Below are 19828 nucleotides of genomic sequence, written 5' to 3' on the forward strand. Positions count from 1 at the left end.
GTATTCTACGGAATGCCCGCGAAGCAGAAGTGAGAATGATGAGCCAGACAGACAACATGACCAACGAGTCCCAGATCCCTGAGCCACCTCAGCCGGACCCGGCGCTCAAGCGCCGCTCACGTGTGGCACTGTGGAAGTATGGTGCCGCCCGCCTGGTGCTCTTCATCCTGCTGACCGTGGTGATTCAGCTGCTGGCTATGGCTATTGGTGTGGCCATCCCCGTGCTGGTGTCGGCTCTGTTGGCGTTGTTCGTGGCGCTGCCGCTGTCGATGCTGATCTTCTCCTCGTGGCGCGTGGAAGCTACCCAGACTCTGGCGGAGTATTCCGCACAGCGCAAGGCCCACAAGGAGTGGGTACAGGCGGAGCTGGCTGGCCGCTAAAAGCAGTTAGACAAAGGCAAGTGCTAGGGCGTTAATGACTGCCCATACCAGCATTGCACGGCCAGTCATGCCGAGCACCGGGATGAGTTTGGGCCCGCGCGCACCGCGGTTGACGGTGCGGATAGCGCCTAGTGCGAGGGGGAAGTAGAGCAGCGAGGCCAGCGCTGCCCAGGAATCGAAGGCCAGACCCACGGTAAGCAGCACTGGGAGCAGCAGCAGGATCATAAACAGCGTGCGGGATTTCTTATCACCCAAGCGCACGGCCAGCGTGATTTTTCCGGCGGTTGTATCGGATGTGATGTCACGGATATTGTTGGCCAAGTTCACTGCGGAGCTCATCCCGCCAATGCCCACGGCCAGTGCCAGGCCGGTCCACGTGACGCGGCCTGCCTGCGTGAATTCGGTGCCGAGCACCGCGACGAGGCCGAAGAAAATGAAGATGGCGATTTCCCCAAACCCGCGGTAGCCATACGGGTTCTTGCCGCCGGTGTAGAACCACGCGCCGGCGATGCACACGGCGCCAACCAGAATGAACCAGGCCGCGTTGGCAGCTAGGGACAAGGAGATGCCCGCAATAGCCGCCACGCCAAAGGAAGCAAACGCCGCGAACTTAACGTGCTGCGGTTTAGCTAGCCCACCGCCGGTAAGACGCTGGGGGCCAGTGCGGTCATCATCGGTGCCGCGAATGCCGTCAGAGTAATCGTTGGCGTAGTTCACGCCAATGATGAGCGCCCACGCCACAATGAGCGCCAAGAAGGCCCGTCCCCAGTGCAGACCATGCGCCGCGGCGGCAGCGCCGGTACCGGCAATAACAGGGGCGAAGGCATTGGCCCAGGTGTGCGGGCGAGCGCCCTGGAGCCAATCGGCAGGAGTGGCAGTGTAGGCAGAATTCGGCATAGCTAGTATTGTGCCACGCGCTTTCAAGGGCTGGTTAGAATGGTGTCTATGTATCTCCACGACCTGCCTGAACGGACCCAGGACTATCTCAAGGTCCTGTGGGATCTTTCCGAACACCTAGACGGGCAGGCTGTTCCGCTCAAGCAGATTGCACAGCGCACGGGCCAGAAGGTGCCCACCGCTTCCGAGGCGATTAAGCGCCTCGCCGCCCAGGGGCTGGTGAACCACGAGCGCTATGCTGGCGTGACACTCACCGAGGAAGGCATGGCCTTAGCCATGGGCATGGTGCGCCGTCACCGGTTGTTGGAGACCTTCCTCGTACAAGAGCTGGGTTATACCTGGGATGAGGTTCACGCGGACGCGGATTTGTTGGAGCATGCCTGCTCCGATCTCTTCATCGAGCGCCTCGACGCGCATTTGGGCTCGCCTACCCGCGATCCGCACGGCGATCCCATCCCGAATGCCCAGGGTGTCATCGATGTGTTGGAGGGGGACACGCTCGATCGCGCGCCTGTCGGTGTTCCCCTGATCATCGAGCGCGTCTGCGACGAGGACCCGGAGTTTCTGCGCTATCTCGATCGGTGCGGCGTCGACGTGGGCGATGAGGTCGTCGTCACCGCACGCATCGCGGGCCTGGTGGAGGTCCGCCACGGTGCGGAGGAATTTTCCCTCGCCGAGGTCGCTGCACGGGAAGTCACCGTCCGCTCGGCCTAGGCAAACAAGCAGGCAACCGCCTGGCGGTCCACCTTTCCTGGCCCGATGGTGGGCAGTACGTCCACGCGCAGCAGGTCCTTCGGCACCTGCCAGCGAGGGAGGTCATCGAGGGCTTCAAGAATGTCGGTACGTGAGGCCCAGCCGCTATAGGCCGCGACGACCATCTGGCCTAGGCGCGGGTCTGGAATGCCCACCACGCAGGCTGCCTCCACGCCGGGGACATGCAGAATGTGCTGTTCTAGCTGCTCCGGGTGCAGCTTGAGGCCGCCGGTGTTGATGATGGAGTCGAGGCGCCCAGTGACGGTGAGGTGGCCGTCGATAAGCGCGCCGGCATCCGAGGTAGCAAACCAGGAGGTACCGGATTCATCAACGCTAAACGCAGAGGAATCCACATTCCGGTAGCCCTGCGCAATCATGGGGCCGCCAAGGTAAATGCGGCCGTGCTCGCCAATGCGCACTCGCACGCCGGGAAGAGGGGCGCCGTTGTAGACGCAGCCTCCGGAGGTTTCCGAGGATCCATACGTGGTGACGATGGTGATGCGCAGCTTCCTCGCCGAGTCCAGCAGCTGTGGGTGCGTGGCGGCACCGCCAACGAGGATGGCGTCGAAGGTGCGCAGGGCCTTGATGCCTTCTAACGTATCCATGGCCTTGGCCAGTTGCATCGGGGTCAGTGCAGTGTAGGAGCGATCCCCCGTTCCGGCGAGTTCGTGGGCAGCGCGGGCGAAATCGGGGACGTTAAAGCCGTGTGAGAGGTCTAGGCATAGCGGTTCCACACCCGCGACGAGTGAGCGTACGAGAACCTGAATGCCCGCGATGTGGGAGGCGGGCATAGCCAGCAGCCACTGACCGGCGCCTCCTAGTGTGCGGTGCGTGGCATCGGCGCTCGACACCAAGTTAGCGGCGGTGAGCTGCGCGCCTTTGGGCGTGCCCGTGGACCCGGAGGTCGCGACAACGAGGGCAATGGAGGAATCAATGGGCGTGCCAGCCTGCATGTGGTTGCGAAGCAGCTCCGTGCGGGTACGGTCCTCCGCCGGAACGGGCAGGAAGGTGGACTGCCCGGCGATGGCCGCTTCCAAATCGGGGAGGATGGCGGCGGGGTTGCGCTTGTCGACGGCGAGAGGGGCGAGGATGTGAGTCACAGGTAGCTAGCGTAGCGTCCGCAACACTGTACTTCCCACGTAGAACACGCCCGCCAATACAGCGATGGTGCCGCCGGCGGAAAGATCGAAGATGACTGCCGCTGCCAAACCACCCGTAGCGAGAACAACTCCCACCAGTGCCGAGCCTGCAAGGAGGTGTCCTGGGCTGGCAACCCAGCAGCGCAAGCCGGCAGCCGGTGCCACGAGCAGCGCGAGGGACAAAATGGTACCCACCGCGGGAACAAGCGCCACCATGGTGGCGGTAGCCGCCCCGAGCACCACGTACTCGCACAGCCGCGCTGGCCCGTTCGAAGCACGAACCGAATCAGCGTCGAAGGCGGTGGCGATGAGCTGGCGTCGCAACGGCACCAGAATGACCAGGCAGGCAATGAGCAGCGCTACTGCCACTGTGACATCGCGGGAATCCACCGTGGTTAGGGAGCCGACCAAGAAGGTATCCACGCGAATGGGCAGGGGCTGGAACCACCGGAGCAGGACAATACCTAAGGCATAACCTACGGTCAGTGTGACTCCCGCGGCGGCCGAGGCGCTAACGCCGCGCACCCCGCTGAGGGCACGTGTGAGCACTATAAGCGGGATACATCCCAGCGCAGCGCCCACCATGAGTCCGGAGGTGGCATGCGCGCCCAGGAAGGTTGCACCCACAACGCCAAGCACCGCGCCGGGGAAGATGCCATGCGAGAGGCTTTCCGCAAAAAATACTCGGCGGTCGAGCACCACGAAGGCCCCCACAAGCCCTGCCAGGCAGCCCACGGCGAGTGCCTCGGCCACGGGTAGGGCGAGGATGCTGGGATCTGCTAGCGTCACTGCACCCTCCTCTGCATAATCAGTGCAGGAATCAGCGTGAGCGTCAGGGCGAGGCTCACCATAGCCTGCGGGGAGAGCTGGTGGGAGGTCTGCGAGAGCATCGCCAGAAAGCCGGCTAGTACTGCCACAGCCGAAAGTACGGCAGCGATCAAGCACATGCTCCCGGGCCCGCGAGCTACAAGCCGCGCGGCAAGACCAGGAATCACGAGGAAGCTTAAGACCAGCAAGACACCAACGGCAGCTGACGCCGCGACCACCACCATGGCCACAGCCGCGTGAGCTGCCACCGTGACCGCAGTGACTGGAATGCCGTGGGCGGCGGCTGCGACGGGGTCAAAGGCCACGGCAACCTGGTAGCGCCACGTTGCCGCCAGGATCAAAGCAGCAAGAATACAGAAGGCAGCAGCAGGGTAGAGGCGGGCCGCAGTGAGGTCGAGCAAGCGACCAAACATGAGGGCCTCGAGCTGCCCGGACGTATCACCGTGCCGCAAGCTGATCACCACGCCAAGCCCATACATCGAGGTCAGCACTACCGCTGTGCCGTCATCCGAGCTTCCGCCCTGGCGCGCATTCAGTGCCACGAAAACAGCGACGGTTACCGCGCCCACTAGAGCTGCACCAGGAAGAATGCCGGCAATACCGCCGAGGGCAAGGCCAACGACGATTCCAGGGAAAATCGAGTGCACGGTGGCCTCGACAGTGAACTCCATACGGCGCAGGTTGACCACCACACTGACCACTGCACCCGCCACCGCCAAGATAAGCAGGAAGACGAGTGCGCGCTGGAGATACGGCGCGGTGAGTAACAGCATCATTGGCTAATCTCCTCCCGCAGGAACGACGTGGCCTGGGCATAGCGCTCCACGGCGTCCTCGGTGTTCATGCGGGTGAGCGTGCCATCAGCAATGAGCCCAGCCCAGTCGCAGGTGCGCTGAGCCAAAATAGGATCGTGCGTGGAAATGAGCAAGGCTACGCCCCGCTTTTTCAACCTCGTGATGGTATCGAGCAAAACCTGGCGGCTGGTCTGGTCGAGGCCGTTGAAAGGTTCGTCCAAAAGCAGCAGCTGCGGATCTGATACCAGCGCGCGAGCGATGAGGACGCGTTGGCGCTGACCGCCAGAGAGCTCACCAAAGCGAGTGGTGGCGATATCCGCCAGCCCTACCTGCTCGAGTGCTTCCATGATCTGGGGGCGGAAGCTGCGCATGGATAGTGCGCGCTGCCACCAAGAAGCGCTTCTCAGCACGCCCATTTCCACCACGTGATACGCGGTGACGGGGAAAGTGGGATCGGTGTCTTGGTGCTGCGGCACATATCCCAAACGCGGGCGCGGAGTTTCAAGTCCGCGCAATGAGGCCAGGCCCACGATGGATTTGAACAGGGTGGACTTACCTGCGCCATTGGAACCTAAGAGCGCAACTGCCTGCCCCGCCTTAACGTCCAGGTTGACCCCGCTGAGGATCTGGACAGAGCCATAAGAACAGGAGGCGTTGTGAAGCCTCAGTATGGAATCCATTACTGCGCGAGGGCGGAGTCGAACTCAGAAAGGGATTCCGGCAGTTCAGCCGGCTTGCCGCCCCAGGCGGTGACCAGGGTAGAGACGTTGTGGATGAGGGAACCAATGTAGGTCTCGCCCGCGCTGCCCGGAATACCCAGGGAGTCTCCGTACAGGGCATCCTCGGCGGTAATGGCCTTCACGCCAGCGGCGCGTGCAATAGCCTCGATGGACTTAGAGTTATTGGAGTTCTCCGCGAAGATGGCCTTGGCGCCAGATTCGCGCACGGTGCGCGCTGCCTCATCGATGTGGGAGGCGGTGGCGTCTTGTTGGTTGTTGAAGTCACTCAACGCCGAACCGATGAAAGTGACATCGTAGGCGTTGGCAAAGTAGCCGAAGGCATCGTGTGAGGTGAACAAAACGCGATCCTCACGCGGGATGGCGCCTAGGGACTTGGCCGCCCAGGCGTCTAGATCCTCAAGCTGCTTTTCGTAGCTTGCACCGGCCTCCTTAACAGATGGAGCCTTGGTCGCCAGCTCTTCGACGATGTTCTCTACCTGGATCTTGGCCTGCTTCGGGGAAGTCCACACGTGCGGATCGTGGCTGAATTCCGGTTCCTCGCCGTCTTCACCAGCAAAAGGCCAGGGCTTGACGTCGATGCGGTGGGAGCCTTCCTTCACCTTGATGCCCTCAGGGGCGTCACCGGAGTTCTTAACACCTGACGTGACAGCCATGGTGCCGTGGAACCCGGAGGAGGCAATGGCTTGATCGAGGAAGTGCTCTAGATCCACACCATTGGTAAAGAGGTAGTCCGCTTGGGCGAGCGCCTGCATCTGATTCGGGGTCATCTCGTGCTCGTGAGCGCTGGCATTCGGGGCAAGCAAGCAGGTGAGATCCAGGGTGGTATCACCGTCGCCGGAGGTGGTTTTCTCTCCTTGGGCATCCGTCTTTTCCAGGGTGAGACCACCTTCGGCGATGTGGGTGAGGTAGTCACAGATCTGGGTGGTGGTGGCAACGGCTGTGATGGTGTCAGAGTCAGCGGCGTTGGCGGAGTTGTCGGCAGAGTCAGCGGAAGTGCTGCAGGCTGACAACGCTACGGCGGTGCCGCCGGCAAGAGCGATGAGCGCGGCGCGCTTGGTGCGGCGATGAATGGACACGAGAGGTCTCCTTAGAGGTCGAAGTAAGTAAAATTCAACGATGCATCACAAAGAGACTAACGCTATGAATTGAAAAGTTCAATATGCTGAACTTGAAAGAGTGAAAGCGTCCACGCATGGACACTAAGGGCTACTTAACCGCGGTGTTCGTAGGGGTTGATGAGCTCATCCTTCTGGTCGAAGGGGCGCTCGCCGTCCCTCTGGGCTTGCTGGATGCGGCGGAGCATCCACACGCGTGATGCAATGACGGCAATGAGTGCGATGGCCGCGAGGGCAATGGCGAAATACAGCACGTCGGCTTCTCCTTGAAGGCTTTTAACTAGTAGTAGTACGGGAAGTCATCCCAGTTGGGCTCGCGCTTTTCCAGGAAGGATTCCTTGCCTTCGACGGCCTCATCGGTCATGTAGGCCAGGCGCGTGGCTTCACCAGCGAAGACCTGCTGGCCCATGAGACCATCATCGGTGAGGTTGAACGCGAACTTGAGCATGCGCTGGGCGGTAGGGGACTTCATATTGATTTCACGTCCCATCTGGATGGCGGCATCTTCCAGATCGGCGTGGTCAACCACCTCGTTGACCGCGCCCATCTCGTACATGCGCTGGGCGTCGTAGGTGCGCCCCAAGAAGAAGACTTCGCGGGCGTACTTTTGGCCCACCATCTTGGCTAAGTAGGCCGAGCCGTAGCCGGCGTCGAAGGAGCCGACGTCGGCGTCGGTTTGCTTGAAGCGTGCTTCTTGGCGGGAGGCAATGGTCATATCGCACACCACGTGTAGGGAGTGACCGCCGCCGGCGGCCCAGCCGTTGACCACGGCGATGACCACCTTGGGCATGGTGCGGATGAGGCGCTGGACTTCTAGGATGTGCAAGCGGCCGCCTTCGACCTTTTCGCGGGCGGTGTCTACCGTGGATTCGTCTGCAGTCGCGTCATCGTGCGCGTGCTCAGTGGCGTAGCGGTACCCGGAGCGGCCGCGGATGCGCTGGTCACCGCCGGAGCAAAATGCCCAGCCGCCGTCTTTCTGGGATGGCCCGTTGCCAGTCAGCAGCACTGTGCCAACATCCGGGGTACGACGCGCATGGTCCAGCGCGCGGTAAAGCTCATCCACCGTGTGCGGGCGAAATGCATTGCGCACCTCGGGGCGGTCAAAAGCGATGCGGACGATGCCATCCTTACGCTGTGGCTTCGGGCCGTCACTGATGAGCCGGTGGTAGGTGATGTCCGTCAGATCCTCAAAGCCCTCCACGGTCTGCCAGAGTTCTGGCTTAAACGGATTATCGGTGCTGTAGTTCTTCTGCTCGCTCATGGCACACCAGCTTAATTGCAGATTGGCGTGCCGGAAGTATAGTCCCCATTCCCAACCCTCACCCACACTCTCCGCCCAGCGCGGCGGTGATAAACAATAAACAATACTGCGGGATTTTCCCCGTCAATGTACACGTGTAATTCGTACCAGCGCGGTACACCATACAGTGGGACGGAATCGAACCTCCCTGCCTTCTTGCGCTACGAAGGCGCCTGAGAAGCACTGGGCTTTTCCCTGCCCAGTAAAGGGTTGCGCTCGCTGCGAAAAGTGTGGGCTACCGTCGCGCGCACAGCGCGCGACATGACTACGTGCCGCAAGGATGCGGCACAACTAGCGGCAGACCTTATTTAGTTATGAGTTCCGTATTCCAGTTCAGCTGCTGGATGCGGGTATCGAGCTCGCGGTACTGGCGGGCCAGGTCATCAGCGCGTTCACGCAGCTTCGGCACGGGCACGGTGGCCACGAACTTAATCTCCGAGCGGGAGAAACGATCCTGGCGTGCACCAGCCTGCTCCGCCAATCCCTGGTAGATGCGGCGCTTGCGCAGGAGGCCATCGCGAAGTGCCAAGGCCTCCATCAGCGTGATCTCTTCATCGAACTTCGTGGCCGTGTTCGTGGCGTTGATAGCGATAACGAGTTCATCAATGCGTGCAGTGACGCCTTCGAGCTCGCGGAGGAGATCCGTCGGATTCTCATCCGGTTCATCGCCTTCCTGCACGCGGACCGTCGCCACAAGACGATCCTTCAGGGTGTTGAGGCGCTCCTGCGCCTGGGCACGCTCGGCCAAGGCCTCAGCAAGTAGCATGGGTCCTCCTTAATGGGAATCTTTATCTGCACAATCGTACAGAAGGGATGGGGGGAACGCCGTATGGTCGTGACGGTTTTAACAAATAGCGCCCCAAAACTTCGATGATCTGGGGCCTTATTTGATCGATATGTACGTCGTGGGCGGTTGGTTGGTACGTTTTCGTAGATATGCCCGAAATTTTTCGGATTTGGGGGACCTTATTTACCAAAACGTACCGCGGACTCCGTGATTAACGTTGAGCCCGCGCGAAAACCGCTACCCAATAAACATAAACGCAAACAGCGTATTGAGCACCGTCGCCACAATCATGGGCACGGAGGTGCGCTTCACCAGTTGAATGGGATTGACCTTGATGGCGCCGGAGACGATGAGCACCGCGGCGTTAACCGGGGAAACCTGGCGCATGAGGTTCGAGGTGCCCCAGATGGCGGTGAGCATCTGCGGAGCGTGGATGGAGGTCTGCGAAGCCAGGTTGGGTACCACCTCAGAGAAGGCGAAGTAGGGGGCGGTACCAGAGCCAGTGAGCGAGGCCATCGCGGCGGTGGCGGCAACGAAGATGAGAACGATGATGACGGCGGCGCCGGAGGAGCCTTCGGCGGCGTTAATAAGCATGTCGATAACGCCCATCTGCGTGATGCCCTCTACGAGGACGGCGGCGGCGACCAGCAGTGCGACCACGCCTGCGGCGCCCTCACCCATGCCCTTGAAGAAGGTGGCCATGGAATCCACGGCGCCGGAGACAGTGCGCTTGCGGATGGATTCAATAATCATCGCGATGAACAGGGACACCACGGTTACCGGCAGGATGCCGCCCTCAAAGGGGATGACGCCCAAACGGTTGAGGATGGCGGAGACGATGATGAGCAGCAACGGCATGAGCGGAAGCACAGCGTAGTAGCCCGGCAGGGAAGCAGCGCGGGCGATGGCTTCCTCGGTGGCGTCATCGTGCGTCGAATCAGCGCTGACCTCGCCGGAGCTTTCGGCCTTGCGGGCATCCACCTTGTCGCAATGGCGCTGCCACCACATGTGGACGAAGGCGGTGATGAGCAGGGTGGGAACCGTTGCGCGGGCAACTGCGCCGTAGACGAATTCTGTTGGCGTCATGTTGGTGAGGTCAGCGCCTTGGATGAGGCCTGCTTCCAGCGGGGTGGGCACGATGGTGGAAGAGGTCACCACGATGGCGCCCACGGTCAGTGGTGTCAGGCCCGCGGCGATGAGCGCGGGCAGGAGCGTGGCTACAAGCAGTAGGGACAGCGCTGCGGCCGAGGGAATCACCAGTGAGAGCAGCGTGCCCAGGATGAAGCCCACTGGAACCAGCCAGTACGAGCCTTTGAAGCGCTTGAGCGGTGAGGAGAGCACCACGACGGTCTTGGCATCCGCACCGATGTGGCGCATATAGGACACGAAGCCGAAGAGCACCATAATCGCCATACCGATGCCGGAGAAGCGCGCCTTGAACAGTGCGTCGACTACGAGCAGCTGGTCATAGAAGGCATTGCCGGTTGCTTCAATTTCGGTGGTGCGGAAGTCAGCACGCCCGGTGAGGGCGGCGAGCATGAGCAGGACTACGCCAACGGCGAAGATGGAGGCCGCGGCGTGGACTTTCTTATAGATGAGGTAGACAACTGCAGCGATGGCCAGCAGTGCGATGAGCAGATAGAGCATATCTGGTCCTTCTTCTGGTTATAACCAATTACCGTATTAATTTATCACTATCCATTACAGTTGTCGCATTCGGAGTCGACGTACGATGAACCCCATGCATATTGATGACGTCTTTGATCGCGCCCACGTGGTTTCCCTCCCACTCGCCGTTCAGTTCCGCGGTATCACCACGCGGGAAGCATTGCTTATCGAGGGCCCCGCGGGCTGGGGTGAGTTCGCCCCCTTCCTGGAGTATGGCCCAGAAGAATCCGCGCGCTGGCTCGCCGCCGGTTTGGAAGCCGCCTACGAGGGTTTTCCGAAGCCAGTGCGTGAGTGGGTAGAAGTCAACGGCACCATCCCCGCGGTTCCTGCTGAGCAGGTGCCGGAGGTGATGGCGCGCTACCCGGGCTGCCGCACCTTCAAAATCAAGGTGGCGGAGAAAGGACAGACGCTGGAGGACGACATTGCCCGCGTGGCCGCGGTGCGCGCCCACATCGAGTCCCAGGGCCGCGTGCCGGTTCTTCGCGTTGATGCCAACTGCGGCTGGAGTGTCGAGGAAGCCATTACCGCGGCGAAAGAGCTTATGCCGCTGGATTACATGGAACAGCCTTGCAAGACCGTTGAGGAACTCAAGGAAGTTCGTGCCCAACTCATGCGCGCCGGGATTTTCGTCCGCGTGGCGGCTGATGAATCTATTCGCAAGGCCAGCGACCCGTACCGCGTGGCGGAATTGCAGGCTGCCGACGTCGCCGTGGTCAAACCAGCACCGTTGGGCGGTGTGCGTAAGGTCCTTGAGGTGGCGCAGCACCTGCGCGAGCGCCACATGGACATTACGGTCGCCTCCGCGCTGGATACCTCCGTGGGTATCTCAATGGGGCTGGCTGCGGTGGCAGCGCTGCCGCAGATCTATGACGACGAAGACATCGACGTCACCCCAGCCGCAGCCGGCCTGGCCACGGGGTCGCTGTTTAAAGAGGATGTCACCGCGCCGCGCGAGCTTATCGACGGCCACCTGCGTGCCGAATCCCTCATCCCAGAACCGGAGCGGCTCAGTTCGCTTGCCGCACCGACAGATCGCCGTGAGTGGTGGTTCGAGCGCATCCGCCAGTGCTGGCCGTACCTATAAAAGGACAGCTCACGGTACATGTCCTAAGGCCCGCGTAGGCTGGCTGGCATGACCATTTCAGTGAGAGACGCGCACCTACACAACCTTCGCAATGTCGACGTCGACATTCCCCGCGGCAAGCTCGTGGCGGTAACGGGCGTGTCTGGCTCCGGCAAGTCCTCTTTGGCATTCGGCACTATCCACGGTGAGGGCCAGCGCCGCTACCTCGAGTCTGTGGCGCCCTTTGCCCGCCGCCTCATTGCCTCTGCGGTGGATCCGCAGGTCGGCGGTATCGATGGCCTGCCGCCGACGGTGGCGCTGCAGCAATCGGCGTCGGCAGGCGGTGCACGTTCCACAGTGGGCACCATTTCTGCCATCTCTAACTCCGTGCGCCTCTTGTACTCGCGGTGCGGTGATAACCCCGAAGGGCTGTACTCGGATTCCTTCTCACCTAATACCCCGGAAGGCATGTGCCCAGAGTGTCAAGGCACCGGAGTAGTCCACGAGCCGACGGAAGCCTCCATGGTTCCGGACCCCTCTTTGAGCATCGAAGAAGGCGCCATCAAGGCGTGGCCCGGTGCCTGGGCAGGCAAGAACTTCCACGACATTTTGGAGGAGCTGGGCTACGACCTAGATTCGCCGTGGGAAGACCTGCCACAGAAGGACCGCGACTGGATTCTCTTCACCGAAGAGCGCCCGGTTGTCACCGTCAAACCGCACCGCGGTGCAGACCAGATTCAGCGCAATTACGAAGGTACGTGGCGCTCCGTGGCGTCCTATCTACGCAAGACCTACGCGGAGACGAAGTCGGATACACTGCGTGCGCGCACGTTGAGTTTTATGGAATCCCACGAATGCGCCACGTGTGAAGGCCGCCGCCTCAACCCGCGAGCCCTCAAGGTGACCTACGCCGGGCTGCCTATCGATGCTTTTAATAACCTTCCCCTCGCTGAGACCCTCGAACTTCTTCAGTCGCGGTCCCCGCAGCCGAATGACGCAGAAGACTTGCTGCTCAAAACGATTCGCCCGGCCCTGGAATCCGCGCTGGATTTGGGGCTGGGGCACCTGAGCCTGGACCGCCCTACGGAGACTCTCTCCGCCGGCGAGGTACAGCGCCTGCGCCTGGCCGCGCAGTTGCGCTCGGGCCTTTTTGGAGTGACCTACGTCTTGGATGAGCCTTCTGCGGGTCTCCACCCGGCGGAGCGCGATGCTGTGCGGGATATCTGCCGCCGCTTCATCAATGAGGGCAACTCCGTCCTCCTAGTGGAACACGACATGAACCTGGTCAAGGAAGCGGACTGGCTGGTTGACGTTGGACCGCTGGCTGGCGAGCGTGGCGGCCAGGTGGTGTACTCAGGGACCGTTGCGGACTATGACGCCGATACCCCCACCGCCCGTGCACTGGCGCGTCCGCATCCCAAGCCCAAGGCGGAACCACGCCAGGCCCATGGTGAGGTAGAACTGCGCGACGTTCGATCGAATAACATCGACGGCCTCGATGTGAGCTTTGGCTTAGGCCAGTTCACCGTCCTGACCGGGCTTTCCGGTTCTGGTAAGTCCACGCTGCTCCACGTTCTGGATGAAAAACTCACGGGCGAAGACAGCCCGCAGGACGTTAAGCGAGTGGTGTCCATTACCCAAAAACCCATCGGCCGCACACCGCGCTCCACGGTGGCGACCTACACCAACCTCTTCGACAACGTGCGCAAGCTCTTCGCAGCGACACCGGAGGCGAAGAAAAAGAAGTGGACGGTCTCGCGCTTTTCCTACAACGTGAAGCAAGGGCAGTGCCCCACCTGTGGCGGTGCCGGCCAGATTGAGGTCGAGCTCGTCTTCCTCCCCGGCTCCTACACGCAGTGCCCAGACTGCCAGGGCAAGCGCTATAACGAGGACACCTTGTCCATCCGCTGGAAGGGCTACACCATCGCGGACATCTTGGACCTCACTGTGGAAGAGGCCCTCGAGGTCTTCGCCGAGGAGGAACCGATCCTCCACGCCGTCCAGACCCTTGATGCTGTGGGCTTGGGCTATCTGCGCTTGGGCCAAGGTGCCCCGGAGCTTTCCGGTGGCGAAGCCCAGCGCATCAAGCTGGCCACCGAGTTGCAGCGCTCGCGCAACTCACGCCGCGGACACACTGTCTACTTGCTAGATGAGCCCACGACGGGCCTGCACCCGGCCGATATTGACCTGCTCATTAAGGAACTGCATTCGCTGGTGGATGTGTCTCACAGCGTCGTCACCGTGGACCATGATCTCCACCTCATCGCCGGCGCGGACCGCGTCATTGAGCTGGGCCCTGGTTCGGGTGCTGAAGGCGGAAAGATCGTGGCAGACGGCGCGCCGGGTGACGTCGCCAAGGGCGAAACACCCACTGGCCGAGTGTTGAGCGGCGTAGGCACACGTTAAGGACGCACGATAAGGTAAACCCCATGACCAACAACAACGGCGAGAACGAGACGCGCCAATTCGGCCGCGTCAACGGTGACAACGAAACCCGCCAATTTGGCGCACCCCAGCAGGGCCACGGCAACCAGCAGCCCTACCAGCAACCGCCGCAGCGCCCGCAGCAGTACTTCCCGGAACCGGGTTCCCAGAACCCGTCCGGATACGAGCAGAACTACCAGCAGTCGCAGTATGACCCGGTGCCCTCGAGCTACCAGGTAGAAGAGCAAAAGCAGGGCGGAGGTGCACTCGCGTACGTCTTTGCAGCTATTGCAGCCATCGCAGTGGTGATTGCCGGCATTCTCTTCTTCCTTTGGCGCGGTGCTGCGGCAGACGCCAACAAGCCTGCCCCGGAGCCGGTCACCGAGACTCAGACGGTGACCACGGAGGTTCCCACCACGGTGACGACCACAAAGGGCGCACCGCGTGAGGAAGATTCACCGGAGCCGCCGGCGGATCTGCCGACCGAACTCCCGTCAGAGCTGCAGGACCAGTTGGATGAGAGCGGGTCCGACATCGAGAGCTTGCTCAACGATCTCCTTGGTGACCTTGAAGCGAACGGTGGCGGGGAAAATGTCTAACACCGCTGCCGCAGATAGCTCTGCCTCAACTGAGCAGCCAGAGTCGATGGAGCTGGCCCAAACACTGGCAGCGCAGCTCTCGCGGCACCTAACCGATGTCGTGCTGTGCCCCGGTTCGCGCAATGCGCCGCTGGCGCTGGCGTTGCTCGCGCGTTCCGATATTCGCGTGCATACCCGCCTGGATGAGCGCTCGGCGGCTTTTGCCGCCCTAGGTTTGGCGCGCGTGCAGCGTCGCCATGTCGGCGTTGTCATGACGTCCGGAACTGCGGTGGCCAATACGCTGCCCGCGATGGTGGAAGCGCACTACTCGCACACCCCGCTGGCGGTCATCAGTGCGGACCGACCTGCCCGCATGGTGGGAACCGGCGCCTCCCAGACCATCGAGCAGCAGGGCATTTTTGGTGTCTATGCCTCCACCACGCAAGTGGAGAAGACCAGCGACGTGCCGCTCATCGCCGAGCGTTTCCTTGCTGACCGTCAGGTGCACATCAACGTGGCCTTTGATGTCCCGCTGGTGGGGGAAGAGCTGCCGGGCCCGCCGAGTGATATCACGCAGCACCGCGCGCGGACTCCTCGTTGGTCCAACCACGGTGAGGTCGCCGTGGACCTGAGCCGCAACACGCTCGTCGTCGCGGGCGACGAAGCCTGGGAGGTCGAAGGCCTCGAGGACGTGCCGACCATTGCCGAGCCCACCGCACCGGCTCCTTATCACCCGGTTCACCCAGGCGCAGCGCACCTCTTCCGCCGCGCGCAGGTGTCCGCCAATGACTACGTGGTCAACACCAAGGTGGAGCAGGTCATTGTTGTCGGCCACCCCACCCTGCACCGCGGGGTCTTGGCGCTGTTGAGTGACCCCGATATCGATCTCATCTGCCTGTCACGCACCGAGGACTTCACCAACCCTCGCGGTGAGTCCGCGCAACTGGGCACCACGGTGAAGACCAGCGGCGAGCCCACCCGCGAGTGGATGAAGATCTGCGAAGGCGCAGCCCAGATGGCCGCAGACGGCGTGCGTGAGGTGCTTGCGGAGTCCGCCGGCGAAGAGGCTAAAGACTCCGACATCGGCTTTACTGGTCTGCACGTGGCCGCCGCGGTGGGGGACACCTTGTCCGTGGGAGACGTGCTGGTACTCGGTGCATCGAATCCGGTGCGGGATGCCTCCCTCATCGGCCTGCCCTTCGACGGCGTGGAGACCTACTCGCCGCGAGGTGCTGCCGGCATTGACGGCACCATTGCCCAAGCCATCGGAATCGCGCTGGCCACACAGTCCCGCGAGGCGGACGCACCGCGCGCGCCCCGCACCGTAGCGCTCATGGGGGACGTGACGTTCCTGCATGACGCCACCTCGCTCATCCTCCCCGAAGACAACCCCCGCCCGGAGAACCTCACCATCGTCGTCTCAAACGACGACGGCGGCGGAATCTTTGAGCTGCTCGAGCAGGGCCGCGAGCCGCTGCGTGCGTCCTTCGAGAAGGCGTTTGGGACGCCACATGGGGTGGGCGTGGCCAAGCTGGCGGAAGCATGCGGCGCTGACTACCGCGAGGCGAGCTCGGCGCAGGAGCTTCTCGACGTCCTCGCGGAGCTCAAGGAATACTCCACCGGCATCACTGTGGTGGAGGCCCACACCACGCGGTCCTCGCGGCGCGCACTGCAGGAGGCGCTGGCGGCCAAGGTAGGCCAGTAAGGTGACCAGGCGGCGGGTGCGCCAGATCATCCTGGTGCTCTATGCGGCGGCGCTGGTGGGCATGGCGGGAATGGTCATTGGGCCTTTTCTCAATGACCGCGCCATTAACGCCAACCCCGGCCGTGCGCTGGCTACGGTTACCGATGTGGGCCGTTTACGCACCTTCGTGGACTTCCAAGACGGCGAGGGCATCTATCACTCCCCGCCGACCGGTCTGCTCTATCCCACTGGCCTGGGAGAGGGCCAACAGGTGTGGGTACTCTACGCTAAGAACAACCCTGACCTGGTGAAAGTGGAGGGGCGTGAGTGGACGCTCTCCATCATCCCGGGGTTGTCGTCGGCACTCGTGGCCACGCTGATCGCGGGTGTGTTGTGGTGGGGGAGTGGAAAAATTAACCGGAATTTAGCGCATCCGTTACCAACGGAGAACTCGGACAAGGAATGATAGGGCACATGCGTGTAGCTATCGTCGCGGAATCCTTCTTGCCTAACGTCAACGGAGTGACCAACTCCGTGCTGCGCGTGCTCGAATACCTCCACGAGCACGGCCATGAGGCCATTGTTGTGGCCCCCGGTGCCCGGGACGGGCAGGAGGAAATTCCTGACTACTTAGGGTTCAGCATCGTTCGCGTCCCCACCGTGCGGGTGCCGCTGGTGGATTCCCTTCCAGTGGGTGTGCCCACGAGCGCGGTGGATGAGGCACTCCGAGCCTTTAAGCCGGACATTATCCACCTGGCTAGCCCGTTCGTTCTCGGTGCGGCGGGAGCCTTCTCCGCGCGCCAGTTGCGCATACCGGCCGTGGCTTTGTATCAGACTGACGTGGCAGGATTTGCCACCAAGTACCACGCTTCCGCCTTGGCTTATGGCGTGTGGGAGTGGCTGCGCACCATTCACAACGCCTGCCAGATGACCCTCGCGCCGTCGTCCCTCACCATTGCTGACTTGGAGAAGCACCACATCAAGAACGTTCGCCATTGGGGCCGCGGCGTGGATTCGGAGCGTTTCCATCCGTCGAAGCGTTCGGACGCGCTGCGCCGCGAGTGGGAGCCCACTGGCCGCAAGAAGATCGTTGGTTTCGTTGGCCGTTTGGCCGCGGAAAAAGGCGTGCACCGTTTGTCGGCGCTCAATGATCGCGAGGATATCCAGCTCGTCATCGTTGGCGATGGCCCTGAGCGCCCGTTGCTGGAAGCCCAGCTGCCCAGTGCAGTCTTTACTGGGGCACTCGGCGGCGAGGAACTCGCTGCGGCTTATGCCTCCCTCGACGTCTTCGTCCACGCCGGCGAGTTTGAGACCTTCTGCCAGGCTATCCAGGAGGCGCAGGCTTCCGGTGTGCCGACCATCGGTCCGCGTGCGGGCGGCCCGGTGGACCTCATTGAGGAGGGCTATAACGGGCTGCTTCTCGACGTTTCAACGTTCGTCGAAGACCTCCCCAACGCCGTCGATGCGCTGCTTAACCCGGAGATCCACGAGGAGCTGTGTGCCAATGCTCGCGAGTCCATCTCCACGAAGACATGGCCTGCGCTGTGCGAGCAGCTGCTGGGCTACTACGAAGAGGTCTTGGAGGATGTCCGCGAGGTGCCCCTGACCATCCTGGGTCAGCGCCCAGAGCTGCCGCGTTGGGCCGCTCGCGCTCTTGGTGCACGCGTAGCCTAGACTTGGCTTTTGTGTCTAAGGCAGATCTGGAGAAAAAGCCCTTCGATGTTGCGCGCATGTTTGACGCGGTGGGTAAGAAGTATGACATCACCAACACGGTGCTGTCTTTTGGCCAGGACGCGCGCTGGCGCCGTCTGACCCGCGAGCGGCTCAACCTTAAGCCGGGGGAGAAGGTTCTTGACCTCGCCGCCGGTACCGCAGTGTCCACTGTGGAGCTAGCTAAGTCTGGCGCGTGGTGCGTGGCCTGTGACTTCTCGCGCGGAATGCTCGCGGCCGGAAAGGACCGTGACGTGCCTAAGGTGGCCGGCGATGGCATGCGTCTGCCGTTTGCCGATAACACCTTTGATGCGGTGACCATCTCCTACGGCCTGCGCAATATCCACGATTTCGAGCTCGGCTTGCGCGAAATGGCGCGCGTGACCAAACCAGGTGGACGCTTGGCGGTGGCGGAGTTTTCCAAACCCGTCATCCCGGTCTTCGGAACGGTCTACAAGGAGTACCTAACCCGACTGCTGCCGCCGATTGCGAAGGTAGTCTCCTCCAATCCGGAGGCCTACGTTTACCTCGCAGAGTCCATTCGCGCATGGCCGGAGCAGCACGAGCTGGCCGCAGCCATTAACCGCAATGGGTGGGAGCAGGCAGGCTGGCGCAACCTGACGTGCGGCATCGTGGCGCTGCACTCAGCGGTTAAACCTGCTTAAGGGGCTCCCTTAGGCCCACAGAGGGGTATCGCGACGCAGCGCGGATACCGCGCCACCAGCGAGCCGCCAAGCGCGGGCAATGAGGTCCTTGTCTTCTTCCGTGATGAGGTTGCCCATAAGGCGCGCGGCGGCGGGCATAAGCATGCGGCCGACGGGACCGCGCATGGCGATAGGCCCGGCAAGCGGCAGGAACTGCGGGTAGGTGAGCAGACGCGCTGCCGTGCGGGCAAGAAGGAAAGCTTCCCCATACTCGGCGCGAAGGCGATCTGGCCAGGCCAAGGTGAGGTCCTTCGTTCCGAGCATCTCGACGGCGAGAGCGGCCGTTTCCAAGCCATAGTCAATCCCTTCGCCGTTGAGCGGGTTGACGCAGGCAGCGGCGTCACCGATGAGCATCCAGTTAGCGCCGGCCACGCCAGAGACTGCGCCGCCCATGGGCAACATCGCTGAGGTAACGTTGCGTAGCTCGCTCAAGCCCCAGTCCGCTCGCTGTTGATCGGCGTAGAAGTCTAGGGCTTTCTTCGTGTTGAGGCGAGCCGGCCGGGAAGCTGTGGAGAGCGCGCCGAGGCCAATGTTGACACCCTGGCCAAGCGGAAAGATCCAGCCGTAGCCGGGCTGGACTATGCCGTCCGAGTCCTTGAGCTCAACGTGGGAATGCATCCACTTCTCGTCATCGTGCGGGGAATCGGCATAGGCGCGCGCGGCGATGCCGTAGACCTCATCACGGTGCCATTGTCGGCCCAGCTGCTTGCCAAAGGTGGAACGTACGCCGTCGGCAACGATGACCCATTTAGCACGTACGCGCTGCTGGTCCACGGCGAAAGAGGTGAGGCGGTTGCCTGTAAGTTGTGGGTCGGTAGCGGTACCGGTGACAAGGCGCGCGCCGGCGTCCTGGGCGGCGGTGACCAAGAGCGCGTCAAACTCATAGCGCGGCAGGGCCGTTCCTTCCTGCGAGGGATACGTCGCCGGCCACGGCGCGGTGACCGAACCGCCAAAGCCATGCAGCTTCAGCCCACGGTTGCGGTAGGAGGCATTAACCTCGATGCCGAGAAGATCCAGCTGATGCATGGCTCGTGGGGTGAGGCCATCGCCGCAGGTTTTATCGCGGGGGAAGGGGGAGGCGTCGATAAGCACAGTGTCGTGACCGGCTCGCGCGGCATGGATAGCGGCCGCGGCGCCAGCGGGGCCGGCACCGACAACAGCGACGTCTGCATGGATGGAATCGATCTGCTCCGACATGGGGACTATCATTACACGGGATAGTGGCCTTGAGTGTGTTGAGGGCCGTGCTATGGGCTACGGTAAG

Annotated in this window: 20 protein-coding genes; 9 read left to right on the plus strand and 11 right to left on the minus strand. The window is 62.2% G+C overall.

All coding sequences use genetic code 11. The features are described from left to right. The first annotated feature begins 38 nt into the window (after positions 1-38). Positions 39-380 carry a DUF4229 domain-containing protein gene (locus tag QP922_RS00445; RefSeq protein ID WP_070669685.1) on the plus strand — a complete coding sequence of 114 codons (342 nt, stop codon included), beginning with the start codon at positions 39-41 and terminating at the stop codon, positions 378-380. A 6-nt stretch (positions 381-386) separates the two neighbouring features. On the opposite strand, the gene QP922_RS00450 is transcribed toward QP922_RS00445, so the two are convergent. Then, positions 387-1277, minus strand: a complete 891-nt coding sequence (locus QP922_RS00450; RefSeq protein WP_284807316.1) for a 1,4-dihydroxy-2-naphthoate polyprenyltransferase — start codon at positions 1275-1277, stop codon at positions 387-389. Between the two features lie 48 nt (positions 1278-1325). Between QP922_RS00450 and QP922_RS00455 the strand changes: the two genes are divergently transcribed. After that, positions 1326-1991 (plus strand): metal-dependent transcriptional regulator, encoded by a 666-nt coding sequence (locus tag QP922_RS00455; protein WP_284807317.1) that lies wholly within the window; start codon positions 1326-1328, stop codon positions 1989-1991. Here the strand turns inward: QP922_RS00455 and menE are convergent. The 9 genes from menE to dcuC all read right to left on the minus strand — a co-directional run bounded on the left by menE (position 1988) and on the right by dcuC (position 10380). Beyond that, positions 1988-3130, minus strand: a complete 1143-nt coding sequence (gene menE / locus QP922_RS00460; protein ID WP_284807318.1) for an o-succinylbenzoate--CoA ligase — start codon at positions 3128-3130, stop codon at positions 1988-1990. The two genes, QP922_RS00455 and menE, sit on opposite strands and share 4 nt — an antisense overlap. A gap of 6 nt (positions 3131-3136) precedes the next feature. Beyond that, entirely contained in the window at positions 3137-3958 is an 822-nt protein-coding gene (locus QP922_RS00465) for a metal ABC transporter permease (protein WP_284807319.1), read from the minus strand. Next, on the minus strand, positions 3955-4773 hold the full coding sequence (locus tag QP922_RS00470) for a metal ABC transporter permease (protein WP_284807320.1): 819 nt from the start codon (positions 4771-4773) through the stop codon (positions 3955-3957). The genes QP922_RS00465 and QP922_RS00470 overlap by 4 nt, the downstream gene beginning before the upstream one ends. Next, the gene (locus tag QP922_RS00475; protein WP_284807321.1) at positions 4770-5471 is read right to left on the minus strand and encodes a metal ABC transporter ATP-binding protein; all 702 of its coding nucleotides are present in this window, start codon (positions 5469-5471) and stop codon (positions 4770-4772) included. Before QP922_RS00475 ends, QP922_RS00470 begins: the two co-directional genes overlap by 4 nt. Further along, positions 5471-6607, minus strand: coding sequence for a metal ABC transporter substrate-binding protein (locus QP922_RS00480; protein WP_502869576.1), 1137 nt, complete (start codon positions 6605-6607; stop codon positions 5471-5473). Before QP922_RS00480 ends, QP922_RS00475 begins: the two co-directional genes overlap by 1 nt. A 134-nt stretch (positions 6608-6741) precedes the next feature. Beyond that, positions 6742-6900 (minus strand): hypothetical protein, encoded by a 159-nt coding sequence (locus tag QP922_RS00485; RefSeq protein ID WP_284807322.1) that lies wholly within the window; start codon positions 6898-6900, stop codon positions 6742-6744. Positions 6901-6926: 26 nt separating this feature from the next. Next, a complete protein-coding gene (locus QP922_RS00490; RefSeq protein ID WP_284807323.1) occupies positions 6927-7907 on the minus strand; it encodes a 1,4-dihydroxy-2-naphthoyl-CoA synthase in 981 nt (326 codons plus the stop codon). A gap of 343 nt (positions 7908-8250) precedes the next feature. Beyond that, positions 8251-8712 (minus strand): DIP1984 family protein, encoded by a 462-nt coding sequence (locus QP922_RS00495; RefSeq protein WP_039673555.1) that lies wholly within the window; start codon positions 8710-8712, stop codon positions 8251-8253. A gap of 258 nt (positions 8713-8970) precedes the next feature. Continuing rightward, the gene (dcuC, locus tag QP922_RS00500; protein ID WP_284807324.1) at positions 8971-10380 is read right to left on the minus strand and encodes a C4-dicarboxylate transporter DcuC; all 1410 of its coding nucleotides are present in this window, start codon (positions 10378-10380) and stop codon (positions 8971-8973) included. An 85-nt stretch (positions 10381-10465) separates the two neighbouring features. Between dcuC and QP922_RS00505 the strand changes: the two genes are divergently transcribed. The 7 genes from QP922_RS00505 (at position 10466) to QP922_RS00535 (ending at position 18525) form a co-directional block, all read left to right on the plus strand. Beyond that, a complete protein-coding gene (locus QP922_RS00505) occupies positions 10466-11485 on the plus strand; it encodes an o-succinylbenzoate synthase (RefSeq protein WP_284807325.1) in 1020 nt (339 codons plus the stop codon). A 48-nt stretch (positions 11486-11533) separates the two neighbouring features. Next, complete coding sequence (locus QP922_RS00510) at positions 11534-13870, plus strand: ATP-binding cassette domain-containing protein (protein ID WP_284807326.1); 2337 nt, start codon at positions 11534-11536, stop codon at positions 13868-13870. Between the two features lie 23 nt (positions 13871-13893). After that, positions 13894-14487 carry a hypothetical protein gene (locus QP922_RS00515; RefSeq protein ID WP_284807327.1) on the plus strand — a complete coding sequence of 198 codons (594 nt, stop codon included), beginning with the start codon at positions 13894-13896 and terminating at the stop codon, positions 14485-14487. Beyond that, entirely contained in the window at positions 14480-16171 is a 1692-nt protein-coding gene (menD, locus tag QP922_RS00520) for a 2-succinyl-5-enolpyruvyl-6-hydroxy-3-cyclohexene-1-carboxylic-acid synthase (RefSeq protein WP_284807328.1), read from the plus strand. The genes QP922_RS00515 and menD overlap by 8 nt, the downstream gene beginning before the upstream one ends. Before the next feature lie 61 nt (positions 16172-16232). Beyond that, positions 16233-16616 carry a DUF3592 domain-containing protein gene (locus tag QP922_RS00525; protein ID WP_246816994.1) on the plus strand — a complete coding sequence of 128 codons (384 nt, stop codon included), beginning with the start codon at positions 16233-16235 and terminating at the stop codon, positions 16614-16616. 8 nt (positions 16617-16624) lie between these two features. Continuing rightward, the gene (locus tag QP922_RS00530; RefSeq protein ID WP_284807329.1) at positions 16625-17824 is read left to right on the plus strand and encodes a glycosyltransferase family 4 protein; all 1200 of its coding nucleotides are present in this window, start codon (positions 16625-16627) and stop codon (positions 17822-17824) included. An 11-nt stretch (positions 17825-17835) separates the two neighbouring features. Continuing rightward, positions 17836-18525, plus strand: a complete 690-nt coding sequence (locus QP922_RS00535) for a demethylmenaquinone methyltransferase (RefSeq protein ID WP_070669547.1) — start codon at positions 17836-17838, stop codon at positions 18523-18525. Between the two features lie 9 nt (positions 18526-18534). On the opposite strand, the gene QP922_RS00540 is transcribed toward QP922_RS00535, so the two are convergent. Beyond that, on the minus strand, positions 18535-19773 hold the full coding sequence (locus QP922_RS00540; protein ID WP_284807330.1) for a geranylgeranyl reductase family protein: 1239 nt from the start codon (positions 19771-19773) through the stop codon (positions 18535-18537). Between the last annotated feature and the right edge of the window lie 55 nt (positions 19774-19828).

Origin of the sequence: Corynebacterium sp. MSK218, from assembly GCF_030232655.1 — a bacterium.
Taxonomy (GTDB): Bacteria; Actinomycetota; Actinomycetes; order Mycobacteriales; family Mycobacteriaceae; genus Corynebacterium.

Bases quoted from the DNA above. Each gene is read 5' to 3' on its own strand.
- QP922_RS00445 (WP_070669685.1), top strand. From the start codon at position 39: ATGAGCCAGACAGACAACATGACCAACGAGTCCCAGATCCCTGAGCCA.
- QP922_RS00450 (WP_284807316.1), bottom strand. From the start codon at position 1,277: ATGCCGAATTCTGCCTACACTGCCACTCCTGCCGATTGGCTCCAGGGC.
- QP922_RS00455 (WP_284807317.1), top strand. From the start codon at position 1,326: ATGTATCTCCACGACCTGCCTGAACGGACCCAGGACTATCTCAAGGTC.
- QP922_RS00470 (WP_284807320.1), bottom strand. From the start codon at position 4,773: ATGATGCTGTTACTCACCGCGCCGTATCTCCAGCGCGCACTCGTCTTC.
- QP922_RS00475 (WP_284807321.1), bottom strand. From the start codon at position 5,471: ATGGATTCCATACTGAGGCTTCACAACGCCTCCTGTTCTTATGGCTCT.
- QP922_RS00490 (WP_284807323.1), bottom strand. From the start codon at position 7,907: ATGAGCGAGCAGAAGAACTACAGCACCGATAATCCGTTTAAGCCAGAA.
- QP922_RS00495 (WP_039673555.1), bottom strand. From the start codon at position 8,712: ATGCTACTTGCTGAGGCCTTGGCCGAGCGTGCCCAGGCGCAGGAGCGC.
- dcuC (WP_284807324.1), bottom strand. From the start codon at position 10,380: ATGCTCTATCTGCTCATCGCACTGCTGGCCATCGCTGCAGTTGTCTAC.
- QP922_RS00505 (WP_284807325.1), top strand. From the start codon at position 10,466: ATGAACCCCATGCATATTGATGACGTCTTTGATCGCGCCCACGTGGTT.
- QP922_RS00510 (WP_284807326.1), top strand. From the start codon at position 11,534: ATGACCATTTCAGTGAGAGACGCGCACCTACACAACCTTCGCAATGTC.
- QP922_RS00515 (WP_284807327.1), top strand. From the start codon at position 13,894: ATGACCAACAACAACGGCGAGAACGAGACGCGCCAATTCGGCCGCGTC.
- menD (WP_284807328.1), top strand. From the start codon at position 14,480: ATGTCTAACACCGCTGCCGCAGATAGCTCTGCCTCAACTGAGCAGCCA.
- QP922_RS00525 (WP_246816994.1), top strand. From the start codon at position 16,233: ATGGCGGGAATGGTCATTGGGCCTTTTCTCAATGACCGCGCCATTAAC.
- QP922_RS00530 (WP_284807329.1), top strand. From the start codon at position 16,625: ATGCGTGTAGCTATCGTCGCGGAATCCTTCTTGCCTAACGTCAACGGA.
- QP922_RS00540 (WP_284807330.1), bottom strand. From the start codon at position 19,773: ATGATAGTCCCCATGTCGGAGCAGATCGATTCCATCCATGCAGACGTC.